This window comes from Burkholderia sp. BCC0506, from assembly GCF_902833145.1.
Taxonomy (GTDB): Bacteria; Pseudomonadota; Gammaproteobacteria; order Burkholderiales; family Burkholderiaceae; genus Burkholderia.
In genome coordinates this window covers 235,346-261,580 of record NZ_CADFEN010000002.1, presented here as the reverse complement: position 1 = coordinate 261,580, position 26,235 = coordinate 235,346, and the positions used below count along the sequence as shown (strand labels likewise).

Here is a 26,235-nt window from a genome sequence, read left to right as displayed (position 1 = left end):
TCTAATGAAGATCGATACGCTCGGTGTCCAGGCTTTCGTCGCGATCGCCGACGGCGGCAGCTTCAGGCAAGCAGCCGATACGCTGCACGTCACGCAAACGGCGATCACGCAGCGGCTGCGCAAGCTCGAAGCGTATCTCGGCGTCGCGCTGGTCGAGCGCACGACGCGCCGCACCACGCTGACCGAGATCGGCCGGCGTTTCCTGCCGCAGGCGCGCCGGCTGCTGAACGAACTGTCCGACGCGCTGACCGAAATCCGCGAGACGGGCCTGAGCCAGCGCGGCGACGTCACGATCGCGTGCGTGCCGACGGTCGGCGTGCAGTACCTGCCGCGCATCCTGCGCGCCTTCTCCGACCATCGGCCGCACGATCGCGTGAAGATTCTCGATCACGCGTCGGCGTCGGTGTTGCAGGCCGTGCTGCGGCGCGAAGCCGAATTCGGCATCGGCATCGCCGGCGATCAGCACCCGGAACTCGTCAGCATGCCGCTCGCCCATGACCCTTACGTGCTCGTGTGCCGCGACGATCATCCGCTCGCGAAGCGGCGGCGCATCCGCTGGGCGGCGCTGCAGCCGCATCCGCTGATCTTCGCCGGCGAAGTGAGCGGCAATCGCGGGCTGCTCGAAGGCGCGCTGAAGACGAGCGGCGTGTCGCTGCATTCGTTCTACGAGGTGCAGCGCAGTTCGACGGCGCTCGGGCTCGTCGCGGAAGGGCTCGGCGCGGCGGTCGTGCCGAAGCTCGCGATCCAGAAGAACGCGTATCCGATGATCCGCACGATCGAACTCGTCGAGCCGTCGGTGTCGCGCACGCTCGTGCTCGTCACGCGCAGGCACGCGCAACTGTCGCCCGCGGCGCGGGCGCTGTACGACATGATCGTCGAGCGTGCGGCGCCCGGGCGGTGAGCCGCGAGCGATACGCCGCCATCGGCGTGTCACGAGATGTCAGGAAACGGGCCGTTGCCGCTCAAAGCACCTTCACCATGAACACGCGCGCCGCGCCTTCCGGCTCGCACGGCACTTCGCCGAACGTCTCGTACCCGTGCTTCCGATAGAAGTCGGGCGCCTGGAACGAGATCGTGTACAGCACCGCACGCGCGCAACCGCGCCGCTTCGCTTCCGCTTCGGCCTCGCGCAGCAGCCGGCTGCCGAAGCCGCCGCCGCGCAGCGATTCGGGCAGATAGAACAGGTCGATGAAGAACAGCCCGAGCGACGTGCGGCCGGTGAGGCCGCCCAACACCTCGCCGGTCGCGGGATCGGTCACGTAGACGTCGAGCGCGGCCGCATCGGCGCGCCCCGTCATCGCATGGTTGAATTCGCCGAGCTTGCGGCTGATGAAGTCTCGAGCGGCGGGCTGCTCGGTGTCGGTCAGTTGAAGGGTAACGTCGGGAAGGGCTGTCATCGAGGTGAACGCGTACGTGGATCGGCCGCCGGCTGCGCACTACACGCGGCGGATATCGCACGACTATAGCGCGTCAGCTCGCAACGATCACAGCGAACGGAACGCGCGTCAGTTGTACCCGAGGATCGCCACGGCAGCGACCTCGGGCCGATCGATCGTGCCGCCGACGAGCGACGTCGTCGGCTCCAGCAGCACGGCATGATACGAGGTCGCGCGCACCGGTTCCGGCGCGCCGGTTTCTTCCCGCGCCGGTTCGTCGAAGGCGTCGAGGCCACCGAAGGATTCAGATTGCGTTTGCATGAAAGTCATCTCCACTCCTTTGCCTGGATATGTCGTCGATGTGCTAGCCGGCCTGCTTCAACGGCGCCGCATGCACGGGGGCGCCGTCATGCGCCGCTTCGGTCCGCGCAAGCTGCGCGCGCGTGCGCCGCGTGATGTGGATCACCGCGAACACGACCGGCGCGATCAGCAGCCCTTCCGCCAGTTCGGGATCGACCGGCAGGTTCATCACGTGCAGCGCCTTGAACGCCGCCGTCGCGAGCGACAGCACGTAGTACGAAATCGCGGCCACCGACAGCCCTTCGACCGCGTGCTGCAAATGCAGCTGGTTGCGCGCCGTACGCTCCATGCCGGCCAGCAGGCGCGTCACGTCCTTTTCCTGCGCGAGGTTCACGCGCGTGCGCAGCAGGTCGACCGCCCGTGCGATGCGCGCGGCGATCTGTTCGTGGCGCGCCCACACGCTGCGGCACGTTTCCATCGCCGGCGCGAAACGCCGCTCCATGAATTCGGCGATCGTCGGCATCCCTTCGATACGCTCCTCGCGCAACTCCTGGATGCGCGCCAGCACGAGCTTTTCGTATGCGCGCGACGCGCTGAAGCGCGCCCCCGATCCCGACAACGATTCGACCCGCACCGCGAGATGCGTGAGCTTGACGAGCAACGCTGCGTCATCGCCGTCGGCGCCGCCCGCATCCATCCGCTGCATCAACGCGTGCAGCGCCGCATGGATCTCGTCGAGTTCGCGGCTCATCCGGCGCGCGACCGGCAGCGCGAGCAGCGCCATCATCCGGTACGTCTCGATTTCATACAGGCGCTGCAACAGGCGGCCGCCCTGCTCCTCGCGGAAATCCTCGTCGACGACGAGAAAACGCATGAAGCCGTCGTCGCGCACGTGCCAGTCGCAGAACACCTTGCCGCCGCCGAGCACGTGGCTGCCGACGAGCGCGGGCCCGTCGATCCAGCGCCGCAGGTCGCCGCACACGCGCCGCGCCGCGTCGCCCGACAGCAGCTCCATCCGCACCGCGACGAAGCGGATGCCGGCCAGCCGCGCGAACCACGCGGCCGGAATGCCGGCGATCGCGAGATCGTCGAAATAGCCGGTGTCGCGACGCGGCGCGACGAACGTGAAGGTCGAGAATTCGGTGTGACGCTCCCACTTCAGGTGCCAGCCGCACGGCGACTGCACCGCGTAGTGCGTCGCGCCGTCGTGCGGGGCGTCGATGCCCGTCTCGCGGCACAGCGCGTGCAGCAGCGTTTCGTGGATGTCGGGCTGGCCGTCCGCATAGATCGCGTAATGCGTGAGCGACACGGCTTCGGCGAGCCGCAGGAACGGCCGGGCATGCAATTCCGCGGCCAGTGCGGCGCGCAACGGATGGTCGATCATCGATACACCACGCTTTCCTTGTTCGGTGCTGCATGCCGGGTCAACGGCGTGAACGCCGCGCCACCCTCGGGCGAAACGCCAGCGTGATCGCACTATGGCAGACACACAGCAACAATAAAAACGCATAATACTGATCGTTACGTTCAGTTTTCCTGATACCGATGAAGATGCTCGATCACGACGTGCTGGCCACCGTCGTCGCCGTCGCGGAAACCGGCAACATGACCCGCGCGGCCGAGGCCGTGAACCGCTCGCAGTCGGCCGTGAGCATGCAGATCAAGAGCCTGGAGGACGCGATCGGCCGGCCGCTGTTCGTGCGCAAGCCGCGCAGCATCGTGCTGACGCGCGAGGGCGAGGTGCTGCTGGGATTCGCCAGACGAATGCTGGCGCTGCGCGACGAGGCATGGGCGGCCGTGGTGCGGCCGGAAGTGACCGGCAAGGTCGTGATCGGCGTGCCGGACGACTATGCGTCGTCGCTGCTGCCGTCGGTCCTGAAAAAATTCTCCGCGACCTACCCGAAGGTCGAGATCCAGGTGATGGGGCTGCCGAGCAGCGCGCTCGCGCCGCTGATCAAGGAGGGCACCGTCGATCTCGTGTGCGGCACGCGTATCAAGGGGCTGTCGGGCGACTTCATCCGCCACGAGCCGATGGCGTGGGCCGCGATGACGAATGGGCCGCGCGTCTGGGAAGAACGGCCGCTGCCGATCGCGGTGTTCATGCCGGGCAGCGTCGCGCGCGAGAACGCGATCCGCAGCCTCGAACGCGCGAAAGTACCGTACCGCACGTCGTATGAAAGCCCGAGCCTGCTCGGGCTGCTCAGCATGGTCGAGGCCGGCCTCGCGGTCGCGCCGCTCGCCCGCTGCGCGATTCCCGCGCAACTGTCGATGCTCGGCCGCTCGCACGGGCTGCCCGACCTGCCGCCGCTCGAGCTGATCCTCGCGCGCAGCACCAAGTCGAAACGGCCGCCGTGCGACTTCCTCGCGGAACAATTGATGGAAGACCTGCAACGGCAGACCGGGCAGACCGGCGACGTGTGAGCCCGCGGTCGCGCGCCGCCGCGTCAGCCGTGGCCGGTCGCGCCATGCCCGGACACGCGCAACGCCGCGTTGACGATGCCGGCCACCGTATCGACGAGCGCTTCCAGCGTGTCGCCGTGCACGTGGCGCCCTGCCGGCGGCACGTGCTCGCTGCGCCGGCCGCCCCACTGCGAGCCGGCCGTGACCGACAGCGTCGCGCTGAAGCGCTGGCCGTGCCGCCGGCCGAAGATGCCGATGCGCCGCTCGGCCACGTAAGCCTGTTCGGGAAGAAACAATCGAATCTCGACCGCCGCTTGATCGGGGTCGGCCGCACGCGCATCCGCATCGAGCGCCGGTGCGAACGCCTTGACGACGCGGAACGTCACGTGGGAATCCCACGCGGTAAGCGGCCCGCCGGCCGCATCGACGCGTTCGGCGTCGACCGACCACTGGTGGCGATCGGGCACGCGGATCGCCTGGCGCAGCAGCACGTCCGCCGCGCGAACCGTCACCATCAACTGCCGGGCAAGCTGCCTGCCCGACGGCAACGCCCCGGCATGCGCGCGACGGGCAGCCGGGCGCGCGATACGTACTTCTTCCGTAAGGTACATGGGCCCTCCCTGTTCAGGGGTAGCGCCGCGTTCGACGCAGCGCACAAACGACCGCCCTCACCGGCCGGCGGACAGCACGGCGCCCGGCGAATCGGCGGCGGATGAGCCAAGCAATCGGCGTTCCCGACTCAGCGCCCGCCCGCCCGGCGCTGCAATTGGCGCGCGATCGGCCCGATCACAGCGTCGACTTGCTGCGCGATCAGCGTGTGCAGCGTGAAATCCAGGTCTTCCGGGGCGATGTCGAAGTGCACGTGGATCACGTTGCGCACGGTGCGGGCGCGGACGACATACACGCCGAGCGGGGAATGCAGCAACGCGGCGAGCCGCGCGTGCGCGGCGGCGGAGTCGGCCGTCAGCGTGACGGGCAGTTGCAGGCGCGGGCGCGGGTGCGGCGGGAACGGCACGACGCTGCCCGATGTGGCGGCGCACAACCGGCGTGCGCCGACATCGAACGCGGGAAAGGGATGAATGAAGGTCATGGCGCGGACGGAAACCGTCTGGGCTGTTCGACACGCCCTCAGCTTAGAAGAGGCGGTATAAACGCCGTGCAAAAAAACGGCGCGGCCGTGCAAAAAAAGGCATGCGCGCGTCGGGATCGCGCCCCGGACGTCGCGCTTGCGGTATCGCCTGCGTCGCGGGTACCGCGTGAGACGAGTGCCTCGAGCGACACGCACATCCGCCGTCGACCATCCACGACCGCGCCGTGGTCGCGTAGCACTGCCCACATTCAACGGGGCGTAAGGCGGGGCAAGACGGACAATCACTTCGACGCCAGATCAGCCGTTCGGCGGACTCGGCCCGCACGGTCCGCGGCGATATGCCGGGCGCTTTCCACTCGCTGCGCTGGAGCGGCCGGCTCAGCTACGAACTGTACCTGTTCCATCTGATCGTGCTCGGCACGTCGCGCACGTTCTGGCCGCCGCCCGCCACGCAAGGCGACACCAGGCTGGCGCTGCTCGTCGCGGATCTGGCGCTGTCGGCAGGCGCAAGGCGATCATCGCGCGCGGCTATGCGACGCCGCTCGATCGCTTCATCAAGCGGATTGCATCGCGGCCTGCGGCGCACGCGATGGATAGCGCGCGCGTCTAGCTTCTCTGCTGACAAAATGCGACGGCGCCCCGCGGCCGGAGGCCCCGCACGACCGAGCTCAGCCGGCGTATTCCGCGGCGCAGCAGCGCACGGTCACGATACGCGCCGGCGGAAGATTGGCCCAGACGATCCGACTGCCGCTGGCAATGAATGCCGAATCGCCGAGCGGATGACGCCCGGGTGGGCGCAGGTCATACGTGAACTGGATCATCACGCCGTCGGCCGACAGCACGCGATGACATTGACCGACGATCGCCGTCACGTCCTCGCGCGGCAGCGTGCGCAACGGCAGGCACGACACGATCGCGTCGACCGTGGCGTCCGGCGGCAGCAGCCGCTCGAGCCGCCGCGCGTCGCCCGCGACGATCGAGATACCGGGAAAGCGTCGCCGCAGATGCTGCACGAACGCCGGCGAGCGTTCGACCACGACGAGGCGCCGCGGCGCGACACCGCGTTCGAGCAGCGCCGCGGTGATCGCGCCGGTGCCGCCGCCGAGCTCGACGACGAGCCCGTCGCCGTCCGGCACCGCGTCGGCCATCTCGCGCGCCAGATGCCGCGAACTCGGGCACAACGCGCCCACCGCGGCCGGCCGGCCGACCCACTCGCGCACGAACAGTGCCGAGACACGCCACGCGTTCGGCCACGTCATGGGCGGGCCTCCGGCGCTTGCGCGGCCGGCGGCGGCGCGCCGACGACCGCACGGGACAGGGCTACGGCGACACGGGCAACGTTCATGCGCATCCTCCTGGGCGAATCGGTCCGCCGCAGGGCGCGCGGCGGTCAATCGATTCTAGGAAACGCAAACTTAAGGCGACGTGAAGATTGACCCTGATTCCGCTGACAATTCGTGCCCGATCGGCCGCCGAGTTTCGGTCAGCGATCGACGCACCGCAGCACGTGCGCGGGACAGCGCTCGCCGGCACGCCGGATTTGCTGCAGCGCGCCATCCCGATCGCGGCGGGCTCGCCGGCCCAGCGCCACGGCGGCCGAAATGGGGGGCGGGACTTCGACACGCCGCGTCTCTCGCCCGCGAACCGTCGTTCGTCGGCCGCGTCGAGGTGGTTCGTCGAACCCGTGCGCGACACAGCGACGTTGCCGGAGCCGTGAACCGTGCGCCATGTTCGCTGCACGGCGCACGACATGCCCTCAGCGCAAGTTGGTTCTCGCGAGTTCGACGATCTCGTCGCCACGCCCGCTGAGAATCGCGCGCAGCATGAACAGGCTGAAACCCTTCGCATGCGCGAGCTCGATCTTCGGCGGCATCGCGAGCTCGTACTTCGACGTGACGACGTCCACCACCGCCGGCCCGTCATGCTCGAACGCCGTGCGCAACGCGTGCTCGACGTTCTCCGAATGCTCGACGCGCACGCTGAAGATCCCGGCGCCCTTCGCGATCGCCGCGAAGTCGGTCGGGCTCAGGTCGACGTTCGTGTCGAGATAGCCGGCCGCCTTCAGCTCCATCGACACGAAGCCGAGCAGGCTGTTGTTGTACACGACGACCTTGATCGGCAGCTTGAGCTGGCGGGCGCTCAGCAGATCGCCGAGCAGCATCGACAGCCCGCCGTCGCCCGACAGCGACACGACCTGCCGTCCCGGATGCGCGCCCTGCGCGCCGAGCGCCTGCGGCATCGCGTTCGCCATCGAGCCGTGATTGAACGAGCCGTGCAATTGCCGCTTGCCGTTCATCGTCAGGTAGCGCGCGGCCCACAGCGTCGGCGTGCCGACGTCGGCCGTGAAGATCGCATCCTCCGCCGCGACTTCGTCGACGATCTTCGTCAGGTACTGCGGATGGATCGCGCGGCCCGGCGGCTCGGCCACCGCGAGATCGTCGAGCCCCTTGCGCGCGGCCGCGTAGTGCTTCAGCGCATTCTCGAGGAAGCGGCGCTGCGTCTTGCGCGTCAAGCGCGGCAGCAACGCCGCGATCGTTTCCTTCACGGTGCCCACCAGCCCCAGCGCGAGCGGCGCGCGATGGCCGAGCTGCGAGCCCTTCCAGTCGATCTGCGCGATCTTCGCGTTCGTCGGATAGAACGGCCGGTACGGGAAATCCGTGCCGAGCATCAGCAGCGTGTCGCACGATTCCATCGCGTGATAGCCGGAGCTGAAGCCGATCAGCCCCGTCATCCCGACGTCGAACGGGTTGTCCCATTCGACGAACTGCTTGCCGCGCAGCGCATGCACGACCGGCGCGCCGAGCGTGTCGGCCAGCGCGACCACTTCGTCGTGCGCGCCCTGCGTGCCGCTGCCGCACAGCAGCGTGACCGCGTCCGACCCGTTGAGCAGCGCCGCGAGCCGGTCGAGATCGGCGTCGGCCGGCAGGATCGACGGCGGCGACGATTCGCTCCACGCCGGCGCCTCGTCGGGGCCGTCGCCGAGTGCGATGTCGCCGGGCAGCACGATCACCGCCACGCCGCGCGCCTCGATCGCGGTGCGCATCGCGCGCGCCAGCACGCGCGGAAATTGCGATGCGTTCGTCACGAGCTCGGCGAAGTGGCTGCACTCGCGGAACAGCTCCTGCGGATGGGTTTCCTGGAAGTAGCCGAGGCCGATCTCGGTCGACGGAATATGCGCGGCGATCGCGAGCACCGGCTGGTGATTGCGATGGCAGTCGTACAGCCCGTTGATCAGGTGCAGGTTGCCGGGGCCGCAACTGCCCGCGCACACCGCGAGCCGCCCGGTCGACGCCGCATCGGCGCCGGCCGCGAACGCCGCGCTTTCCTCGTGCCGCGTGTGCATCCAGCGGATCGAGCCGATCTGGCTCAGGCTGAACGACAGGCCGTTCAGGCTGTCGCCCGTCACGCCCCAGATGCGCTCGACGCCCGCTGCCGCCAGCGTCTTCGCCAGGTATTCCGCCATCGTCTGTCTTGCCATGATGTCCTCGCTCGTTGATGGGTCGTCACATGCATGAACCGGCTCCGGCGGCAGGCTCGCGCCGCCGACGGAACGAGCATACGCGATCGGTTCATACCGCGTCGTGAACGTGCGACGCGCGTGCGCGCGTTTCGTTCGGTTCCTTTCGGCGGCGTCGGGAGACTGTCACGGTTTCGTCGGCAAACGGACGGGCAATGCACTTGCCCGGCGCGCGTTCGCCGGACAGGCTCGCTTACAGCGGCAGCGCGTGCGTCGAAAGAATCTCCTTGAGCACCATGAACGACCGCACCTGCCGCACACCCGGCAGATACAGCAGCTGTTCGGCGTGCAACCGATTGAAACTGTCGTTGTCGCGCGTGCGCACCAGCATGAAATAGTCGAACTCGCCGGTCACGACATGGCATTCGACGCACCCCGACACCTTCTGCGCGGCCTTCTCGAACGCGGCGAACGTTTCCGGCGTCGAGCGATCGAGCACGAAGCCGATCACGACCAGCATGCCGGCGCCGAGCGGCTTCGGGTCGAGCAGCGCGACGATCCCGCGGATCAGCCCCATTTCCTTCAGCCGCTCGACGCGCCGCAGGCACGCCGGCGCGCTCAGCTTCACTTTCGCCGCGAGGCTCACGTTCGAGATCGACGCGTCCTGCTGCAGTTGCCGCAGGATCGCGCGGTCGATGCGGTCGAGCGCCGGTGCGGCGTCGGCCTGCGATACGCTGCCGCGATCTAATTTCATTGCGCTAACCTCCTCGTCGACGAATCGAAATTGTTTAATTCTCGTTCATATCGTCGATAACGTAGGCCACCGCCATTCATTTCGCAAGCTCATTTCCCGCGCTTCTGCCTATCATTTTTTCTCAGCGGCGCACGGCTTGCCGCGCCCAAGCGATCGATTTCCCCTTTTTTGTTCACCCCCTCCGGAGCCCCCGCCGATGAATCTGCAACGCTTCCCCCGTTATCCGCTCACGTTCGGCCCGACGCCGATCCAGCCGCTCAAGCGCTTGAGCGAACACCTCGGCGGCAAGGTCGAGCTGTATGCGAAGCGCGAGGACTGCAACAGCGGCCTCGCGTTCGGCGGCAACAAGACGCGCAAGCTCGAATACCTCGTGCCCGACGCGCTCGCGCAGGGCGCGGATACGCTCGTGTCGATCGGCGGCGTGCAGTCGAACCAGACGCGCCAGGTCGCGGCCGTCGCCGCGCATCTCGGGATGAAGTGCGTGCTCGTGCAGGAGCACTGGGTCAACTATGAAGATCCGGTGTACGACCGCGTCGGCAACATCCAGCTGTCGCGGATGATGGGCGCCGACGTGCGGCTCGTCGCCGACGGCTTCGACATCGGCATTCGCCGCAGTTGGCAAGAAGCGATGGAGAGCGTGCGGGAGGCGGGCGGCAAGCCGTATCCGATTCCGGCCGGCTGCTCCGAGCATCCGCTCGGCGGGCTCGGGTTCGTCGGCTTCGCGGAAGAAGTGCGCGCGCAGGAAGCGCAACTCGGCTTCAAGTTCGACTACGTCGTGGTCTGCTCCGTGACGGGCAGCACGCAGGCGGGGATGGTCGTCGGCTTCGCGGCCGACGGGCGCGCGGACCGCGTGATCGGCATCGACGCATCGGCGACGCCGGAAAAGACGCATGCGCAGATCACGCGGATCGCGCGCCATACGGCCGAGCTGGTGGATCTCGGGCGCGCGATCACCGAACAGGACGTGATCCTCGATACGCGCTACGGCGGCCCCGAGTACGGCTTGCCGAGCGAAGGCACGCTCGAGGCGATTCGGCTGTGCGCGCGGCTGGAGGGCATGCTGACCGATCCCGTCTATGAAGGGAAATCGATGCACGGGATGATCGACAAGGTGCGGCGCGGAGAATTCGAGCCGGGGTCGAAGGTGTTGTATGCGCACTTGGGCGGGGTGCCGGCGTTGAGCGCGTACCACGGGATTCTTGGGGAGGGGTGAGGTGGCGCGGGTGCATGCGCGACATGCGCCCGGCGCCACGCGCCTCACTCGGCCGACTGGGGCAATACCTTCATTTCGATGTCGCCGTAATACATTGTCCGCTCGGTCACATCGGACGGCCGGGTCTTCCACCACCATTTGTAGAGGCCAAGCTTGAAGTAGGCCCGTTGGTCGTTCGGGAACGCGTTCGGTACGCCCGTCACATGCACGACGCGCTCCCCGTTCCGGAAAACATCGGTCAGCGCATCGACGCCGCGATCGTCGGGCCGATACCGCAGCACCCACGAGACCGGTCGTCCGCGGTCCGCCGACGGGTCGCCGAACGCGAACGACTGGCCCGGCGTGCCCGGCGCGCCGCGTACGTCGACTTCATATTTCCCGTTGTTCAGCAGCAACGCGAACGGCGGCGACCCGTCGTTGCCGCCCTGATGCAACTGGGCAACGAGTTCCGGCTGTCTGGAATCGAACCGGTAGTCGGCGGGAATCACGGTCGACCAGCGCACTTCGTAGTAGAGGCCGTTCACGAAGCGAAACACCGGGAAAAAACTGACCTCCGAACGCGGCGTTCCGCTCGCCACCTCGCTGAAATCCTGCGAGCGGTTCATCGATACCTTCAGCAGCGTGCCGCGAATCCCCGGCAATTCGCCGGTCGTGACGTTGTACGGCGCCGGTTCCTGCAGACGAAGCCGCGGATCGATACCGCGCGCCCAGTCCGACCGATAGAAACGCGTTTGCTCATGCGCGCCGCCCGACGGGCTCGCGTGGCAAACCGATACGACCAGCATGCATGCGGCGACGACGAATCTACTGCGCATCGCCCCTTCCCTTGCGCCGAAACAATCGAGACACGTACGCACCCGCGAGCATCGCCACGAAGCGGCTGTTGGTCGACAGATAGCGCCTCCACATCCGCCCCGGCTCCTGGATCACGCGGAACGCCCATTCGAGGCCGCTGCGCTGCATCCATAGCGGCGCACGCTTCACCTTCCCCGCCACCACGTCGAACGTCCCGCCCACGCCCATCACGAAATCGACGCCCAACTGCGCTTTCCATCGATTGATGAAATTCTCCTTGCGCGGCGACGTGATCGCGACGAACAGCATTCGTGCACCCGAGCGACGGATGTCGTCCACGACCGCCTGTTCGTCGTCCCAGAAATAGCCGTGGTGATATCCCGCGATCGGCAGCCGCGGATAGCGCGCCGTCGCCACCGCGACGACCTGTTCGACGACTTCCTGCGTCGCGCCGAGCAGATAGACCGGCAGCCCTTTCGCATCGGCCAGTGCCAGCAGCCGATGGAACAGATCCACGCCCGCGACACGCTCCGGCACCGGGATGCCGAGCAGCCGCGCCCCCCAGACCACGCCCATGCCGTCGACGTTGACGATGTCGCATGCGCGAACCGACGCGGCGAGCGCTGCGTCGCGCTGCAGGTGAACGAGCTTCGCGACGTTGACGACTACGTGCTGCGTGAATTCCCGCTTCTCGACCCGCGCGTCGATCCAGTCGACCGTCTCGTTCATCGACATCAGGTGGATCGGGCATGAAAAGAATTCGGCCTGGTTCATTGCATGGCCTCGTTGTCCTGTTTTTCGGTAGCCGGTGCCACGCGGGCGAATCGCGGCGGCCGGCAAAGCGATGCATACAGCGCCTGCAACTTCGTGGACACATCGGCGGAGAAGTACCCGAGCGCCGCAAGCCGCTCGCGACCGTTGGATCGCGTGCCGGCCTTCAACACATCCGCAAGCTCGTTCGTCAGCCAGCCCGCGTCGTGGTCGAACACGACCATGCCGGGCGACACGCCGTCGAGCAGTTGCCGCACGTTGCCGACATCGACCGATACCACCGGCAAATTGACCGCCATCGCCTCCTTGACCGATTGCGGCGACCCTTCGCGAGTCGACGTCATCAGCAGGCACGCGGCACGCGCCAGCAGCTCGCGCACCTCGCTGCGATCCAGACCGTCGATATGCCGTTCCTGCACGCGGATGCCATGCTGCTGCGACAACTGCCGCAACACTTGCGCAAACAGCGGATAGTTCTTTTCCGGACGCTGCGGGGAGGACGGGAACACGACGATCGGCAACGCGGAATCAGCGCCCGCATCGTCGCGCTGCTCGACGAATACCGTCTCGTCGACCGCGCACGGAATCGTCTCGCAGCGCCGGCACATCCGCGTCAAACGCGATGAAATCTGCGCGCTCACGCCAATGCACGCGTGCGCGAAACAGGCCATCGTTTTCGACACGGCCCGCATCCACAGCGGGCCGAGGATGTCGGTGCCATGGAACGTGATGACGACGCGCGCTCGCGTAAGCAGGCGAACCAGCGGCGCGGAGCACGCGCTCAGGCCGAAGTGGTAGTGCACGATGTCGTATCGGCCCGCGCGCGCCGCCTTCCAGACGCGCCCGATCGATCGCAGATATTCGCGCTTGTCGCGATATCCTTCGATGACGAGCACGTCGACCGTGCAGGTATCCGAACGCCGCAGCGCCTCGACCTGCTCGGTCACGAACACGCCTTGCCACGGGCTCGCATGGTTACTGCCGAGATACATGTTCGTGACGACGAGAATTTTCATGAGCGAACCTCCACCGCGCCATGGCGAGATGCGCGGCCGGCTCCCGGCCGCCCCCACGAGAACGCGTACATGGCCAGCAGTGCGGAAAATACGTAAGACGGCGACACAAACGCCATCGAGAAGATGTTGTCGAAACAGAACGCGCCGACGATGTAGAACCAGACGGTCGGCTTGCGCCGCGCCTGTCCGTAAGCCAACACGAACACGAGCCACGCGATCGCGCCGAACACGCCCATCTCGACGAACAGGTGCGGATAGAACGTATCGGTGGTCTTCAGCAGCCCGCCAAGCCCGTACCAGTCGAAGTGATAAAGCGGGTAGAGCGGCGACGAAAATTTCACCGACGCCGGGCCGCCGAAGCTGCCCAACCCCTCGCCGAGCAGATTGCCGTCGCGGATCGACTCGAACATCACGCGATAGGATTCGGCGCGCGCCGAATTGCCCGCGACGACATAGAACAGGATCTTCGCCATGCCGACCTTCAGCAGCGAATCGAGCACGCCCATCGCCATCAGCACGAGCATCGCGCCCGCCATACCTGCCGCGGCCAGCCACGCGCGCACGTCCCTGACGTTCCTCACGAACGGGTAGAACGCGAGCGCCGCAAACAGTTTGAACGAGAAACCGAGCAGCCCGAAGAGCAGGAAGCCCCACGATGCCATCGCCGCACGGCGGCCGGTCCAGTACCAGCGGCACAGCAGGAATGCGCAGAAATTGATGAAACTGAATTCCGAGAAAAATCCCATCCATCCCTGTGCGCGCAGGAACAGCCCGGAATCGATCCGGACCGGCATGAACAGCGGCAGCCCGATCGCGTACGAAGCGTAGAAGTACAACTGGAACAGATCGTTGCTCACGACCACGCCGATGAACGTCTTGACCAGCACGTCGAGCCGGTCACGGTACGGGAAGATCGCCACCGTGATCGCAACGGGAAAGAGGAAGCGGACGAGTTCCTCGACTCCCGCCGCCACGTTGAACGACAGCAGCATCCCGATGCAGAGCGACACCGCGACGGGAAGCGCCACGACGGCCAGCCGGTGAAAGCGCGGACGCAGCAGGATTGCCGCGAACACCAGGACGAACGCACCCATCTTGACGATCTGCGAGCGATCGTCGTCGAGCGTGAGCAACGTATCGCTGACGCAGAAGACGAAATACGCGAGCGCCAGCAGTCCGGCGCCTGCGTCGGCGACCCGCGAGCGACGACCCGCCATTGCCGGCACTCGAATCGCGACGCTCATGGGCGCACTCCCGATGCGACCGGAACGTCGACTGCCCGCACTGACTCCGCATACGCCGAACACACCCGCCGCGCATGCAAGACCACGATCCCGTTCCGAACCAGCGTGACAACCACGGCCGACGTGAGCATGCAGAAGAAGCCGGCTTCGCCGCCGATCGCGACGCTGCCGCCGAGCAACGCGATGAACAGCGCCGACGTACCGATGTTGATCCGCGCGGTGACGGCACTCTTCTCGAACGCCATCATCACGTTGCTGCCGACGACACCGAGCACCCCGGCCGCGCACTGAATCGCGAGCAACACGCCGCCCGCGAGCGTGATGTACCGGTCCGCACCGTCCATCCCCACCCGATAAGTCAACCCCGCCACCATCGCGAGATTCACGACCAGCACGACCAGATTCGACAGACCGATGTCGCGCCGCATCGCGCCCAGCGTCGTATCGAGCGGCACCTTGTCCTTCTTCCGCTTCACGAGATCGGGCAGTTGCGCGATCGAGATGGCGCGCGGCAGCAGATTGCCGATCGCGGTCGCCGACACGAACAGCGACAGCATCCCCGCGAACGACGCGCCGCACATGGCCTTGGCCGCCGGCACCGTCACCAGCGCGATACCGCCGGACAGGAAATTGGTCAGCCCGAACTGCAGCCCCTTCATGTCGAGACGCGTCGAGAACACGCCACGCGTCGGCACACCGATCGCGACGAACATCGCGACAGCCGCCACGATCAGCGAGAGCGCCAGACACAGCGACGCGGAATAGCCATGACGCGCGCCGACCTGGAGCATCGCGCACGAACCCGCGATCAGCAGGCAGTCGAACGCAATCGTGATCCGGTAGCGACGGGTCGACACGAAGAAATGACGCGCGAGCTGATACACGGTCCAGCCCCACATCAACGCAACCACGCCCCCGACATCGAACGCGACGACGCCGCTCGCGGACACCAGCACGCACGCGAGCGTGGCGGCCGCTGTCGTCCATCCCGCCATCGACACCAGCGAGTAGAACGTGTCGCGCGCCGCCTGCCGCCCGTCGCTGGCCGGCACGCGCACGAGAATCAGCGTCGCCCAGCCGATGGCCGTGAAGAAGCCGATCATCTGCGCGACCGACATGCTGGACGCCGCATGTCCGAGTTCGTCCAGCGAATAGAGCCGCTGGATGACCCAGAACGTCAGCACGCGATACAGGCCGGGCGCGCCCGTACAGACGAGCGCCTCGAGACGGCCCAGCAGCTTTCCGATATCGGCGTTCCGTATCATGGCGTGCGCATCCCGTACGTCACGCCTGCGCCAGCACGCCACGCGTGTCGATCACGACCTTGGTCTGCAGCCGCACCGGGTCCATGCGACGGAATGGCGCGTGATCGACGAGGATGACGATCACGTCGGCTTCTGCCAGCGCGGTATGGAGTTCGCACAGCCGCGCCTTCGCTTCGAGCGACGCGGGCAACGCGCCGACGTTCGGTTCGACGACCAGCAGCGTCGCGTCGGCATGCTCGGCCAGCGCCTCGACGATCTCCATCGCCGGGCTCTCTCGCAGATCGTCGATATCGGCCTTGAACGCGAGGCCGAGACACGCGATCACCGGCTCGCGGAACCGGCTCGCCGCATGCCGCACGCGCTCGTACACGAAATGCGGCTTGTCGTCGTTCACATGCCGCGCGGTACGGATCAGCCGCGCATGCTCCGGCGCCGAATCGACGATGAACCACGGATCGACCGCGATACAATGTCCGCCGACACCCGGCCCCGGCTGGAGCACGTTCACGCGCGGGTGGCGGTTCGCCAGCCGGATCAGTTCCCACACGTTGATGTCGAGCTGGTCGCAGATCACCGAGAGTTCGTTCGCGAACGCGATGTTCACGTCGCGGAACGAATTCTCGGTGAGCTTGCACATTTCGGCCGTGCGCGCATCGGTCAGGATGCACTCGCCGCGCACGAACACCGCATACAGTTCCTGCGCACGCGTGCCGCACTTGCGCGTCATTCCGCCGATCACACGATCGTTCTCCACCAGCTCGCGCACCACATGGCCCGGCAGCACGCGCTCCGGGCAATGCGCGATCCGGATGTCCGAGCGCTCTCCGGCCTGCTGCGGGAACGTCAGGTCCGGGCGTTGCGCCGCGAGCCACACCGCCATCCGTTCGGTCGCGCCGACCGGAGAAGTCGACTCGAGCACGACCAGGTCGCCCTTCTTCAACACCGGCGCGATCGACCGGCAAGCGGCCTCGATGTAGCTCAAGTCGGGCTTGTTGCCGTCGGTAAACGGCGTCGGCACCGCGATCAGGAACGCATCGGCCGGCTCGGGCGTCGTCGTCGCGCGCAGGTGGCCCTGCGTCACGGCCGCATGCACGAGCATGTCGAGTTCAGGTTCGACGATGTGAATCTGGCCGCGATTGATCGTGTCGACCGCGTGTTGCGACACGTCGACGCCGATCACGCTTTTGCGACGTGCGGCAAAGGCCGCTGCGGTAGGCAGGCCGATGTAGCCCAGCCCGATGACGGAAATGGTTTCGAATGACATGAATGAGGCTCTCCGGACGTCAGGGGATTCAACAGAGCGAGCCGGCCGCGTATGCCGGCCCCTGCGTCAATGTCGGCGGCGACACGAGCAGGTCGGCGATCCGCCCGCTCGCGCGACCGTCGCCGTATGGGTTGTGCGCGCGGCTCATCGCGCGATAGGCCCGGCCGTCTTCCCACAGCTCGACCACCGCGCCGACCAGCCGCTCGACCTCGGTACCGACCAGCCGTACCGTGCCCGCCGCGACGGCTTCCGGCCGCTCGGTGGTGTCGCGCATCACGAGCACCGGCTTGCCGAGCGACGGCGCCTCTTCCTGGATCCCGCCGGAATCGGTCAGGATGAGCCACGCGCGGCTCATCAGATAGACGAACGGCAAATACTCCTGCGGCTCGATCAGCATGACGTTGTCGATGTCGCCGAGCAGTCGCGTGACCGGTTCCCGCACGTTCGGATTCAGATGCATCGGATAGACGATCCGGCACTCGGGGTAGCGCTTCGCGATCGTCGCGATCGCCTCGCAGATCTGTTCGAAGCCGCGACCGAAGTTCTCGCGACGGTGGCCGGTGACGAGAATCATGCGTCGGGCATCGTCGATGAACGGGAACCGCTCGTGCATCTGCTGCACGAGTGCCCGGTCGCGCGTCAGGCGTTGGGTGATCGTCAGTAGCGCGTCGATCACCGTGTTGCCGGTCACATGGACCCGGCTGGCCGCGACGCCTTCGGCCAGCAGGTTCGCGCGCGACGTTTCGGTCGGCGCGAAGTGATGCAGCGCGAGTGCGCCCGTCACCCGGCGGTTCGCCTCCTCCGGCCACGGCGAATACAGGTCGCCGGTACGCAGCCCGGCTTCCACGTGCCCGACCGGAATGCGCCGGTAGTAAGCCGCGAGCGTCGCGCCGAGCGTGGTGGTGGTATCGCCGTGCACGAGCACGAGATCGGGCCGGAACGCCTCCAGTACCGGATCGAGCGCATTGAGGATGTGCCCGGTCAGGCTGCCGAGCGTCTGTCCGGCGCGCATCAGGTCGAGATCGAAATCCGGCACGACGCCGAACAGGTCGAGCACCTGGTCCAGCATCTGGCGATGCTGGGCCGTCACGCAGACGCCGCAGCGTACGCCTTCGCGAGCCCGCAACGCATGGACGAGCGGCGCCATCTTGATGGCCTCCGGACGAGTGCCGAAAGTAACGAGAATGTTTTCGTAGCGGTGAGTCATCGGATTCTCCGTCGGCGGATCACGCGCGATCCGCGGCCGTGTGCGAATCGGCGCCGTCATACGCGTATGCGCCGTAGTTGCCGTACTGCGCGGAGCGCAGCCCCGGCCGGAAGCCGTTGAACACGACGGCCGTCGTACGCGCGCCGACGCGCTCGATGCGCTTCGCCGATTCGAGCAGCTCGCCCGCGGTCGTCACGCCGGAGCGCGCGGCGAGCAGGATCGTGTCCGCATGCGCGGCCAGCACCGTGGCGTCCGTCACGGGCAGCAGCGGCGGTGCGTCGAGCAGCACGAGGCCGTAGTCGCGGCCGACGTGCGTCAGCAATGCCGCCAGTCGATCCGACGACAGCAGCTCGACCGGTCTGTCGGTACGCGGGCCGGCAGGCAGCAGGTCGACGTTCGGTGCGATATCGCGCACGACGGTGTCCTCGAAGCTTGCGCCACCGCGCAGGACGGTCGACAGGCCGGTATCCGGCCGCACGCCGAAGCGCTTGGCCAGCTCCCCGCGTCGCAAGTCGCCGTCGATCAGCAACACACGCTGGCCCGACTGTCCGAGCAGTGCGGCAACGTTGGCCGACACGAAGGATTTCCCGACGCCCGCGGACGGCCCGGTGATCAGCACGCGGTTGCCTTCGGGCCAGTCGAGCAACTGAAACCGCAGTGCCGTGCACAGGCTGTGCAGCGCCTCCACCGCGGGTTCGTTCGGCCGCGCGAGCGACAGGAGAGGCGCCGCGCCCTGCGCCGCGACAGCGCGCTGCGCGAGCCGGCGTTGGGCGGCGCTGTACGGAATCGTCGCCATCACGTTCAGGCCCGTGTCGCGTTCGATCTCGGCCGGATCGGTGATGCCGCCGAACAGCACCGCGCGGCCGATGACGCCGCACGTGCCGAGCACGAGCCCCACCAGTGCGGCGATCGCCGTGACCAGTACCGGCTTCGGCCGCACGGGCTCGTCCGGTACGATCGCACGATCGATCACGCGCACGTTGCCGATCTTGCTCGCGGTCGCGACGCGAAGCTGCTGGATGCTGTTCAGCAGGCCGACGTAGATTTCGGTCTGCACGGTCACGTCGCGGCGCAGCCGCACGATGTTGCGCTGCGCGTCGGGCAGGCGCCGGATCGCGTCGTTGACCGTTCCGATCTGCGCGCGGGCCGCGGCGATCTGCCGGTCGACCGCGATGAGTTCCGGATGCGCCGGCGTCAACGTCGAGGCCAGCGCAAGCCGCTTCTGCTCGAGTTCGAACAACGACGCGTGCACGGTCGTCGATTGCGTCAGCATCGCCTTCGCCTGTTCGGTCAGATCGACGATTTCATGGCGGGCCTGGTATGCGTTGAGACGGTCTTCCGCCGTACGCAGCTGACGCTCCACCGTCGGCACCTGATCGCTGAGGAACGCCAGCGACTTCTCGGCCGTCGCCGCCTTGCGGTTCGCGTTCTGCCGCACGTAGTTGTCGGCAATCGCGTTCAGCACGGCCGCCGCGCGCACCGGATCGCGGCTTTCGTACGACACGCCGATCACGCCGGACTGGTCCTTGCCGCGGTTCGCGATGACCAGCTTCTTCTGCAGATCGACGAGCACGACCTGCTTCGACTCGGCCGTCACGACGAACTGCGCACCGGCCACGGCTTCGATGCCGGCGACCTGCAGCGTCACGTCGCCGGCGGCCGTCTTCACGTGCAGCGGCTCCCCGATCCCGCCTTCCACATCGCGATCGAGATCGTTGCCGGACAGCCGATAGCGCCCGTCGCCCAGCGACGTGACGATGAACAGGTGTTCGTGGAAGGCGGGCGGCACGTCGAACGCGGTGATGTCGATGCGCTCCTTGCCCCAGACGAAGCCGCCGATCCCGAACAGGCCGGGCGTCGACAACCCGCGATTGAAGCGCGCGATCGCGGCTCCGATCACCGGCACGCGGCGCGGCCGCGCGTCGATGTACAGGCGCTGGGCGTCGACGACCGGTTCGGTCACGAGCCGCGAGCGCAGGATTTCCATTTCGCCGTCGTCGGTCGACTTCACGTCGAACAGCGCGCCGAGGCCGCCGACGAGCCCGCCTTCCGCCATGCTGCGCAGGTCGGAGCCGCCGCTTTCCACCTGCACGGCGATGTCGGCCTTGAAAACCGGCTTCGCGACCAGCGCATACGTGGCGCCGAGCGCGGTACATGCCGCCGTGACCGCGAAGATACGGCCAGCGTGCGCGATCAGCACGTCGAGGATGCCTCGCACGTCGAGCTCGTCGGCATCGCGTGCAAGGGATCGGCCTGGGTTGGTTGCGTTCATCTGAGGCTCACTTCAAGTATTCCGGCGCGTCTGCGCCGGCATCCCGACGTCGCGGCCGGTTCGATTCGAGGCAGGCGATCCGCTCGGCCCAATCGACGACGCCATGCTCGATCAGCGTCATCGCGTAGTCGTACACATGGCGGCTTCGGCGGTACGGATCGGGAACGTCGGTCCGGCAACGCTCGGTGAGGCGATACACGCGGCCGCGCGTGATCGGGTAGGTCCGCTCGATCAGATGGCGCTGCGCGGCCTCCATCACGAGAATCAGGTCGGCCCACCGGCAGACGCGGTCGTCGAGCCGGCGGGCCCGGTGCGGCGACGGCGCAAGGCCGCGCGCGATCAGCAATTCGTTCATCAGCGGATCGATCGGCATTCCGCCGATCGCCGCGATGCCGGCCGACTCGACCGTGCGGCCGGGCAACGCGCGCGAGAACAGCGCCTGCGCGGCCGGGCTACGGCAGACGTTGCCGGTACACACCACCAGGATCCGGTTCATCATTTCGTGACGATCGCGGCGGTCAGGCCCGCGTTGATGGCCGGCAGCAGTTGCGCGAGCACGCGGCCGAAGCGCGCGAGCTTCGTGCTGTCGACGTACACGACGTCGCGCGGCTGCAGCTCGAATTCGTTGGCCAGCACCATCGATACCGGCGATCGCCCGTCCAGATGAAATACCTGCGCCTGCCGGCCCTCGCCGGCGCGAATCACGTAGGTTTGCCTCGGATCGGACGTACCCGGGTTGACGCTGCCGGCTTGCGACAGCGCATCGGCCAGCGTGAGCCGACCGTTGCGCTGCGGCAGCGCGGTCGTCGGCCGGTTGACCTCGCCCATCACGTACACGCCGAACTGGTCGCGCGCACCGACCTGCAGCAGGTCGCCGCTGCGCAGCACGATGCGCGACGGATCGAAACGCTCGCGAATCAACCCGGGCAGATCGACCGGATAGGCGATACCGCCACGCACGAGCGTCATGCGGCTCTGATCGGCCTCGGCCGTGAAGCCGCCCGCACGCGTGACGGCTTCGAGCAGCGTCATCGGCGTGTCGTTGAGCGGTTGCGCGCCCGGCGCATGGACTTCTCCATCGATATAGACGCGATTGGCACGATACGACGCGACGCGTACCGTCAGTTGCGGCGCGACGAACCATTTCGACAGCCGCGCGCGCAGCGCGTCCCGGATCTCGCTCGTGCTCATGCCCGCGACATGCAGTTCGCCCGCATAGGGAAACGCAAGGTTGCCGGCCTGATCGACGACGAAGCCCGTCGGCGGATCGGCGGGACGGACCGTCTGGCTGCCCGGATTGCCCTGCGCGGCGGCCAGTTCGGGGTGATCCCACACGGTGATCTGCAACACGTCGCCGGCGTCGATCGCGTACGGCGCCGGCACGGCAAACAGCGCGGCACGCGTGCGCTCTTCCCGTGCGCGGGCATCGCGGCGCTGCGCCGCGATCGTCGCAGCGTCGATCGGACCGATCGGCACCGATGCCGCGTCACGTGTAGCGGGGGCTTGCTGCGCTCGATCGAACGACGCCGCATCGATACGGTGCATCGATACCGTCAGGCCGTCGTCGAGCGTCTGCGTCGGGATGCCGCCGCCATGCGGCGACTCGTTCGCGAAGTTCATGTGCATGCCCGGCTCGACCGCGCAAGCGGACAACAGCACGACGGGCAAGACCGTCAGCGCCGTCCGCGAGCGTTGCGCCCAGGAGCGGGACCGTTTTCCAGTTTCCATTCGTGTTTTCCAAGCCGCGTGCGTCGACGCGTCGTTCAATAAGCGTTGCGATGCGTGAATCCACACATCACGGTCGCGGCCACGATCCGCATATCCAGCGCAAACGACCAGTTGTTCAGGTAATAGAGGTCGTGTTCGACCCGCTGCTGCATCTTCTCGATGCGATCCGTCTCGCCGCGATGCCCGTTGACCTGCGCCCACCCGGTAATGCCCGGCTTGATCCGGTAGCGCTGGATATAGCCGTCGACCCGATGCTGGTAGAAGCGGTCGTGCTCCACCGCGTGCGGGCGCGGCCCGACCACCGACATGTCGCCTTTCAGTACGTTCAGGAACTGCGGCAACTCGTCGAGGCTCGTTCGCCGCAGCAGCGCGCCGACGCGCGTGATGCGCGGATCGCCGCGCGTCGCCTGACGCACTTCGCCCGGCACGTCGGTGTCGTGCTGCCGCATCGTCCTGAACTTGTAGATCGTGAAAATCCGCCCGTATGCGCCCCTGCGCTGCTGCCGGAACAGCACCGGCCCCGGCGACGAACACTTCACCGCGATCGCGATCGCGCCCATCAGCGGCGCGAGCGCGATCAGCGCCAGCCCCGCGAACACGCGGTCGAACACGGCCTTGCCCACGAGCGCCCGCGCGGACAGCGGCGCTGCCACGAGATCGAGCGCGCGGCCGCGAATCGCGCGGCGCGGATGGAGCGGCGTGAGATCCGCGAGATCCGGCATGAACCGGATATCCACGAGATCCATGTCGAACGCACGAACGATCGCGCCGATGCGATCGGCCTCCGACAGCGGCAGCACGATCCAGATTTCCCCGACGTACGCGCGGCGCACGCAGTCGACGAACGCACCGAGATCGCGATGCACCTCCACATCGTTCACCGCGGCTGCCGGTGTGTCGGACAGATCGAAGATCGCCGCCACTGGAAACGGGGCCGCCGCCTCGCGAGCGTCGCGGCCCGCGAGCGTCAGACAATGCTCGCGATGCCCGACGAGCGCGATCGGCTTGCGTCGCGTGCTCCACGCCGCGGCGCGCACGCCGAACCAGTGCCGCACGGCCTGCGACGCATTCAGCGCAGCCGCCGACAACACGAACCAACCGAACACCCAACCAAGCTCCGTGCCGGATTGCCAGTCGAGCGCCGTGACGGAAATCGCGCCCACGCACAGGGCAACGGCCACGCCCGCCGGCGCGAGCCAGAGCCGGCGCCACGACAGGCGGCGCTCGGGATCGCCATACAGGCCGATCAACGGAAGCAGCACCAGTGCACACGTGATCGCGATGGCGATCAGTACGGAATCGGAGCGGATGGACGACGAATCGCCGAACCCGTTCCTGGCCGCCCACGCGGTCACGACAAGCACGCCAGCGTCCGCCAGCCGAAACCAGGAAACCCTCCGGCGACCGACGGGCGCGTAACTTGCATGGTCGAAAAATCGCATGACACGTGGTCGGCCGTTCGTCGCAAGCGAATCGCGGCGAACCGGCAGCGTGCGTTCACGCCACCCGCTCACACCGGTCCGAATCGACTCCGGCCTTATCCTATTATTTAGCAATACAGAACATGACGGAATTAACCTGATCTTCGATCAGCGTCGTGAACTGTTAAATATCGGGTTTAAATGACGCGATCCGATGACCTTCCAAAGACCGTCGCGCCCCGTTCATCGCGGATTCATCTGAAATTGACGCGATGCAGATGTGGATACTGCCACCTCAAAACAACCATTTAAATAGGACGCGTCCGAAACAAATTGCCATTCAAATAGAATTCGTACTATTTGACGATTCATTACATTTGGCACCCAATACGCAACACAGGTCAATCTACTTACCGATCACATCCTGTCCAATCCACGTCGTGACAATGATTAGCGATGCTTTCATATATCTCTTTAAAGTTCGCTTGCCACGACGACGCAGGATTGATGCAACCAGGCAAATCGTCGCCTGTGTCGCCGACATCTTTGCATGATCCCAAACAACGCGCACGATCACGACGAGTACGGTATCGAACCGATCCGATCGGCAATCGATTCATTGTCGATCCGGTGATCGTCGCGGGCGCCACGCGCCGCGACGGCCTCCTGGCATGCGAAGTCGGGCGATCGCCACGGCACGCCTGCATGGGAGAAATATGCACTGACGCACACGCACATAAAAATCAGACAAAAATTATCGAGTGAAATCGCCCCCTCGTACTCATTCAATATCTACGCACGGAACCTTTCCGTAACATCCTCGACTTCTGAATGGACCGGCAAGCGAGCCTAAAAGAGTCCATATTATTTATCCGGGGTGGACTATTCGAATCAACCGTCTCATTCGCGCACATCGGGTCGCCCATATATCGACCACGCTTTCCGCGAGACCGTTGCCGGGCCCGTACGATGCACCGTCCGCGCGGCGAACGATGGATGCAGCTACACGACGGGCCGGGTGCGTCGCGGCCACGCTGCTGGCAGCCGGTGTCGCACACGCACAAGTTCCCGTACCGAGCGCCGGGCAATCGATCCGCGACATCGAGGCCGTCCGGCCGTCGCTGCCGGCCGCGACGCATCCCGACATCGACATGGCGCCCACCGAGCCGCAGTCCGCGCCGAGCGAAGACGCGGGCCCGCGCGTGGCCGTACGCGCGTTCGTCGTCGAAGGCAACACGACGGTGCCGACCGGTGAACTCGACGCATTGCTCGCCGAGTTCACCGGTCGCGATCTGAGCTTCGCGGAACTCCAACAGGCCACGAGCCGCATCACGCAGTACTATCGCGACCACGGTTACGTCCTCGCGCGCGCCTATCTGCCCCGCCAGGACATCGACGACGGCATCGTTCGCATCGCGGTCGTCGAAGGTCGATACGGAAAGATCGACGTGCAGAACCACTCGCGCGTGCTGGATGGCGTGCTGCGTCAACAGATCGGCGCGCTGCAGCCGGGCATGGTCGCGCATGGCGGGTCGCTCGAGCGCACGCTCATGCTGCTCGACGAGATGCCCGGTGTCACGGCGAAGGGCACGCTGCGCCCGGGCGCCGAGCCCGGCACGACCGATCTCGTGATCGACGCCGAACGTGGCCCGTTCGCCACCGGTTCCGTCGAACTCGACAACTACGGCGACGCCTTGACCGGCCGCTATCGTGCGACCGGCAGCGTCGACGTCAACGCGCCGCTGCGTGTCGGCGATCGCTTTTCGTTGCGCGGCCTCACCAGCGATGCGCATCAACGCTACTACCGCGCCGCCTATCAACTGCCGGTCGGCCCCGCATCGACCCGCGTCGGCGTGGCCTACTCCGACATGAACTACCGGATCGGCGGCCGCCTGAAAGATCTCGGCTATCACGGCAGCGCCGACGTCCGTTCGGTATTCGTCACGCAGCCGCTGGTGCGCAGTCGTCGTGCCACGCTCAATGCGCAGGTCACGTACGAGAACAAGCACCTGCGCGACACGTACGGCATCTTCGACATCACCAACGACAAGGCCGTCGACCTGCTGACCCTTGGCCTGAGCGGCAACAGCGACGACACCTTCGGCGGCGGCGGCCGAAACGGCTTCTCGATCGCGGTCGGCACCGGCCGCTTGCGCGGCAACGATGCGCTCGACATGAACGATCTGACGCATGCGCAAGGCCGCTTCACCAAGCTCAACGTCAGCGCGTTGCGACTGCAGGCGCTCGGCTCGCGGCTGCAGCTCTATACGCAATTCAACGCGCAACTGGCGTCGCGCAATCTCGACTCTTCCGAAAAATTCAATCTCGGCGGCCCGTATGGCGTGCGGGCATACGCGCTCGGCGCAGGCAACGGCGACCAGGGCTGGCAAGCGAGCGCGGAGTTGCGCTACCTCGCCAGCCCGGGCTGGCAGGTCAGTACGTTCGTCGACACCGGCCGCGTTCAACTCAGCAAGCAGCCGTGGTCGCGCGAGCGCAACACCGTGCAGTTGTCCGCGATCGGGGTCGGCGCGAGCTGGTTCGGCTCGGGCCGCCAGGTCACCGTGGCCGCCGCGCTGCCGCTCGGCCGCGCCGATCCGGTTGCATCCGCCACGCGTTCGCCGAGCGTCTGGCTGCAGGCCGCCCAGTATTTCTGAGCGGTGCA

24 protein-coding genes and 1 pseudogene are annotated in these 26,235 nt (G+C 66.8%); 6 read left to right on the top strand and 19 right to left on the bottom strand.

Annotated elements, in window-relative coordinates:
- Positions 1 to 4: 4 nt before the first annotated feature.
- Positions 5 to 901, top strand: coding sequence for a LysR family transcriptional regulator (locus HWX62_RS05180; RefSeq protein ID WP_175930233.1), 897 nt, complete (start codon positions 5 to 7; stop codon positions 899 to 901).
- A gap of 61 nt (positions 902 to 962) precedes the next feature.
- Here the strand turns inward: HWX62_RS05180 and HWX62_RS05175 are convergent, their stop codons facing one another.
- From HWX62_RS05175 to HWX62_RS05165, 3 genes are all read right to left on the bottom strand, one after another.
- The gene (locus HWX62_RS05175; protein WP_175930234.1) at positions 963 to 1,397 is read right to left on the bottom strand and encodes a GNAT family N-acetyltransferase; all 435 of its coding nucleotides are present in this window, start codon (positions 1,395 to 1,397) and stop codon (positions 963 to 965) included.
- A 108-nt stretch (positions 1,398 to 1,505) separates the two neighbouring features.
- Positions 1,506 to 1,706 (bottom strand): hypothetical protein, encoded by a 201-nt coding sequence (locus HWX62_RS05170; RefSeq protein WP_175930431.1) that lies wholly within the window; start codon positions 1,704 to 1,706, stop codon positions 1,506 to 1,508.
- 34 nt (positions 1,707 to 1,740) lie between these two features.
- On the bottom strand, positions 1,741 to 3,060 hold the full coding sequence (locus tag HWX62_RS05165) for a DUF3422 domain-containing protein (RefSeq protein ID WP_175930235.1): 1,320 nt from the start codon (positions 3,058 to 3,060) through the stop codon (positions 1,741 to 1,743).
- 161 nt (positions 3,061 to 3,221) lie between these two features.
- Between HWX62_RS05165 and HWX62_RS05160 the strand changes: the two genes are divergently transcribed.
- Positions 3,222 to 4,097 (top strand): LysR family transcriptional regulator, encoded by an 876-nt coding sequence (locus HWX62_RS05160; protein ID WP_006479882.1) that lies wholly within the window; start codon positions 3,222 to 3,224, stop codon positions 4,095 to 4,097.
- 23 nt (positions 4,098 to 4,120) lie between these two features.
- Here the strand turns inward: HWX62_RS05160 and HWX62_RS05155 are convergent, their stop codons facing one another.
- Positions 4,121 to 4,687, bottom strand: coding sequence for a hypothetical protein (locus tag HWX62_RS05155; RefSeq protein WP_175930236.1), 567 nt, complete (start codon positions 4,685 to 4,687; stop codon positions 4,121 to 4,123).
- A gap of 128 nt (positions 4,688 to 4,815) precedes the next feature.
- Positions 4,816 to 5,166: a hypothetical protein gene (locus HWX62_RS05150; protein WP_175930237.1), complete on the bottom strand. Its 351-nt coding sequence runs from the start codon at positions 5,164 to 5,166 to the stop codon at positions 4,816 to 4,818.
- A gap of 359 nt (positions 5,167 to 5,525) precedes the next feature.
- Here HWX62_RS05150 and HWX62_RS33000 point away from each other — a divergent pair.
- A pseudogene (locus HWX62_RS33000) lies at positions 5,526 to 5,776 on the top strand (acyltransferase); the annotation flags it as partial.
- A gap of 58 nt (positions 5,777 to 5,834) precedes the next feature.
- On the opposite strand, the gene HWX62_RS05145 reads toward HWX62_RS33000, so the two are convergent.
- Complete coding sequence (locus HWX62_RS05145) at positions 5,835 to 6,425, bottom strand: methyltransferase domain-containing protein (RefSeq protein WP_175930238.1); 591 nt, start codon at positions 6,423 to 6,425, stop codon at positions 5,835 to 5,837.
- Positions 6,426 to 6,598: 173 nt separating this feature from the next.
- Between HWX62_RS05145 and HWX62_RS05140 the strand changes: the two genes are divergently transcribed.
- The gene (locus HWX62_RS05140; RefSeq protein WP_175930239.1) at positions 6,599 to 6,883 is read left to right on the top strand and encodes a hypothetical protein; all 285 of its coding nucleotides are present in this window, start codon (positions 6,599 to 6,601) and stop codon (positions 6,881 to 6,883) included.
- Between the two features lie 39 nt (positions 6,884 to 6,922).
- Here HWX62_RS05140 and poxB read toward each other — a convergent pair whose 3' ends face one another.
- Together poxB and HWX62_RS05130 are read right to left on the bottom strand one after the other, a co-directional pair.
- Positions 6,923 to 8,644, bottom strand: a complete 1,722-nt coding sequence (gene poxB / locus HWX62_RS05135; RefSeq protein WP_175930240.1) for a ubiquinone-dependent pyruvate dehydrogenase — start codon at positions 8,642 to 8,644, stop codon at positions 6,923 to 6,925.
- A 232-nt stretch (positions 8,645 to 8,876) separates the two neighbouring features.
- Positions 8,877 to 9,377 (bottom strand): Lrp/AsnC ligand binding domain-containing protein, encoded by a 501-nt coding sequence (locus HWX62_RS05130; protein ID WP_175930241.1) that lies wholly within the window; start codon positions 9,375 to 9,377, stop codon positions 8,877 to 8,879.
- 196 nt (positions 9,378 to 9,573) lie between these two features.
- On the opposite strand from HWX62_RS05130, the gene HWX62_RS05125 reads away from it, so the two are divergent.
- Positions 9,574 to 10,590, top strand: a complete 1,017-nt coding sequence (locus HWX62_RS05125; protein ID WP_175930242.1) for a 1-aminocyclopropane-1-carboxylate deaminase — start codon at positions 9,574 to 9,576, stop codon at positions 10,588 to 10,590.
- 44 nt (positions 10,591 to 10,634) lie between these two features.
- On the opposite strand, the gene HWX62_RS05120 is transcribed toward HWX62_RS05125, so the two are convergent.
- The 11 genes from HWX62_RS05120 to HWX62_RS05070 all read right to left on the bottom strand — a co-directional run bounded on the left by HWX62_RS05120 (position 10,635) and on the right by HWX62_RS05070 (position 23,516).
- Positions 10,635 to 11,405, bottom strand: coding sequence for a heparin lyase I family protein (locus HWX62_RS05120; RefSeq protein WP_175985100.1), 771 nt, complete (start codon positions 11,403 to 11,405; stop codon positions 10,635 to 10,637).
- Positions 11,395 to 12,159, bottom strand: coding sequence for a WecB/TagA/CpsF family glycosyltransferase (locus HWX62_RS05115; RefSeq protein WP_175930244.1), 765 nt, complete (start codon positions 12,157 to 12,159; stop codon positions 11,395 to 11,397). The genes HWX62_RS05120 and HWX62_RS05115 overlap by 11 nt, the downstream gene beginning before the upstream one ends.
- On the bottom strand, positions 12,156 to 13,172 hold the full coding sequence (locus HWX62_RS05110) for a glycosyltransferase family 4 protein (RefSeq protein ID WP_175985099.1): 1,017 nt from the start codon (positions 13,170 to 13,172) through the stop codon (positions 12,156 to 12,158). Before HWX62_RS05110 ends, HWX62_RS05115 begins: the two co-directional genes overlap by 4 nt.
- Positions 13,169 to 14,389, bottom strand: coding sequence for a hypothetical protein (locus HWX62_RS05105; protein ID WP_175930246.1), 1,221 nt, complete (start codon positions 14,387 to 14,389; stop codon positions 13,169 to 13,171). The genes HWX62_RS05110 and HWX62_RS05105 overlap by 4 nt, the downstream gene beginning before the upstream one ends.
- A gap of 23 nt (positions 14,390 to 14,412) precedes the next feature.
- Positions 14,413 to 15,681, bottom strand: a complete 1,269-nt coding sequence (locus HWX62_RS05100) for a hypothetical protein (protein WP_175930247.1) — start codon at positions 15,679 to 15,681, stop codon at positions 14,413 to 14,415.
- Between the two features lie 19 nt (positions 15,682 to 15,700).
- A complete protein-coding gene (gene wecC, locus HWX62_RS05095; RefSeq protein WP_175930248.1) occupies positions 15,701 to 16,945 on the bottom strand; it encodes a UDP-N-acetyl-D-mannosamine dehydrogenase in 1,245 nt (414 codons plus the stop codon).
- A gap of 28 nt (positions 16,946 to 16,973) precedes the next feature.
- Positions 16,974 to 18,152 carry a UDP-N-acetylglucosamine 2-epimerase (non-hydrolyzing) gene (gene wecB / locus HWX62_RS05090; RefSeq protein WP_175930249.1) on the bottom strand — a complete coding sequence of 393 codons (1,179 nt, stop codon included), beginning with the start codon at positions 18,150 to 18,152 and terminating at the stop codon, positions 16,974 to 16,976.
- Between the two features lie 19 nt (positions 18,153 to 18,171).
- Positions 18,172 to 20,424 carry a polysaccharide biosynthesis tyrosine autokinase gene (locus HWX62_RS05085; protein ID WP_175930250.1) on the bottom strand — a complete coding sequence of 751 codons (2,253 nt, stop codon included), beginning with the start codon at positions 20,422 to 20,424 and terminating at the stop codon, positions 18,172 to 18,174.
- A 7-nt stretch (positions 20,425 to 20,431) separates the two neighbouring features.
- Positions 20,432 to 20,923, bottom strand: coding sequence for a low molecular weight protein-tyrosine-phosphatase (locus HWX62_RS05080; RefSeq protein WP_175930251.1), 492 nt, complete (start codon positions 20,921 to 20,923; stop codon positions 20,432 to 20,434).
- Complete coding sequence (locus tag HWX62_RS05075) at positions 20,920 to 22,092, bottom strand: polysaccharide biosynthesis/export family protein (RefSeq protein WP_175930432.1); 1,173 nt, start codon at positions 22,090 to 22,092, stop codon at positions 20,920 to 20,922. Before HWX62_RS05075 ends, HWX62_RS05080 begins: the two co-directional genes overlap by 4 nt.
- Positions 22,093 to 22,187: 95 nt before the next feature.
- Positions 22,188 to 23,516 (bottom strand): undecaprenyl-phosphate glucose phosphotransferase, encoded by a 1,329-nt coding sequence (locus HWX62_RS05070; protein ID WP_244135969.1) that lies wholly within the window; start codon positions 23,514 to 23,516, stop codon positions 22,188 to 22,190.
- 1,049 nt (positions 23,517 to 24,565) lie between these two features.
- Between HWX62_RS05070 and HWX62_RS05065 the strand changes: the two genes are divergently transcribed.
- Positions 24,566 to 26,227 (top strand): ShlB/FhaC/HecB family hemolysin secretion/activation protein, encoded by a 1,662-nt coding sequence (locus HWX62_RS05065; RefSeq protein WP_175930253.1) that lies wholly within the window; start codon positions 24,566 to 24,568, stop codon positions 26,225 to 26,227.
- The last annotated feature ends 8 nt before the right edge of the window (positions 26,228 to 26,235 follow it).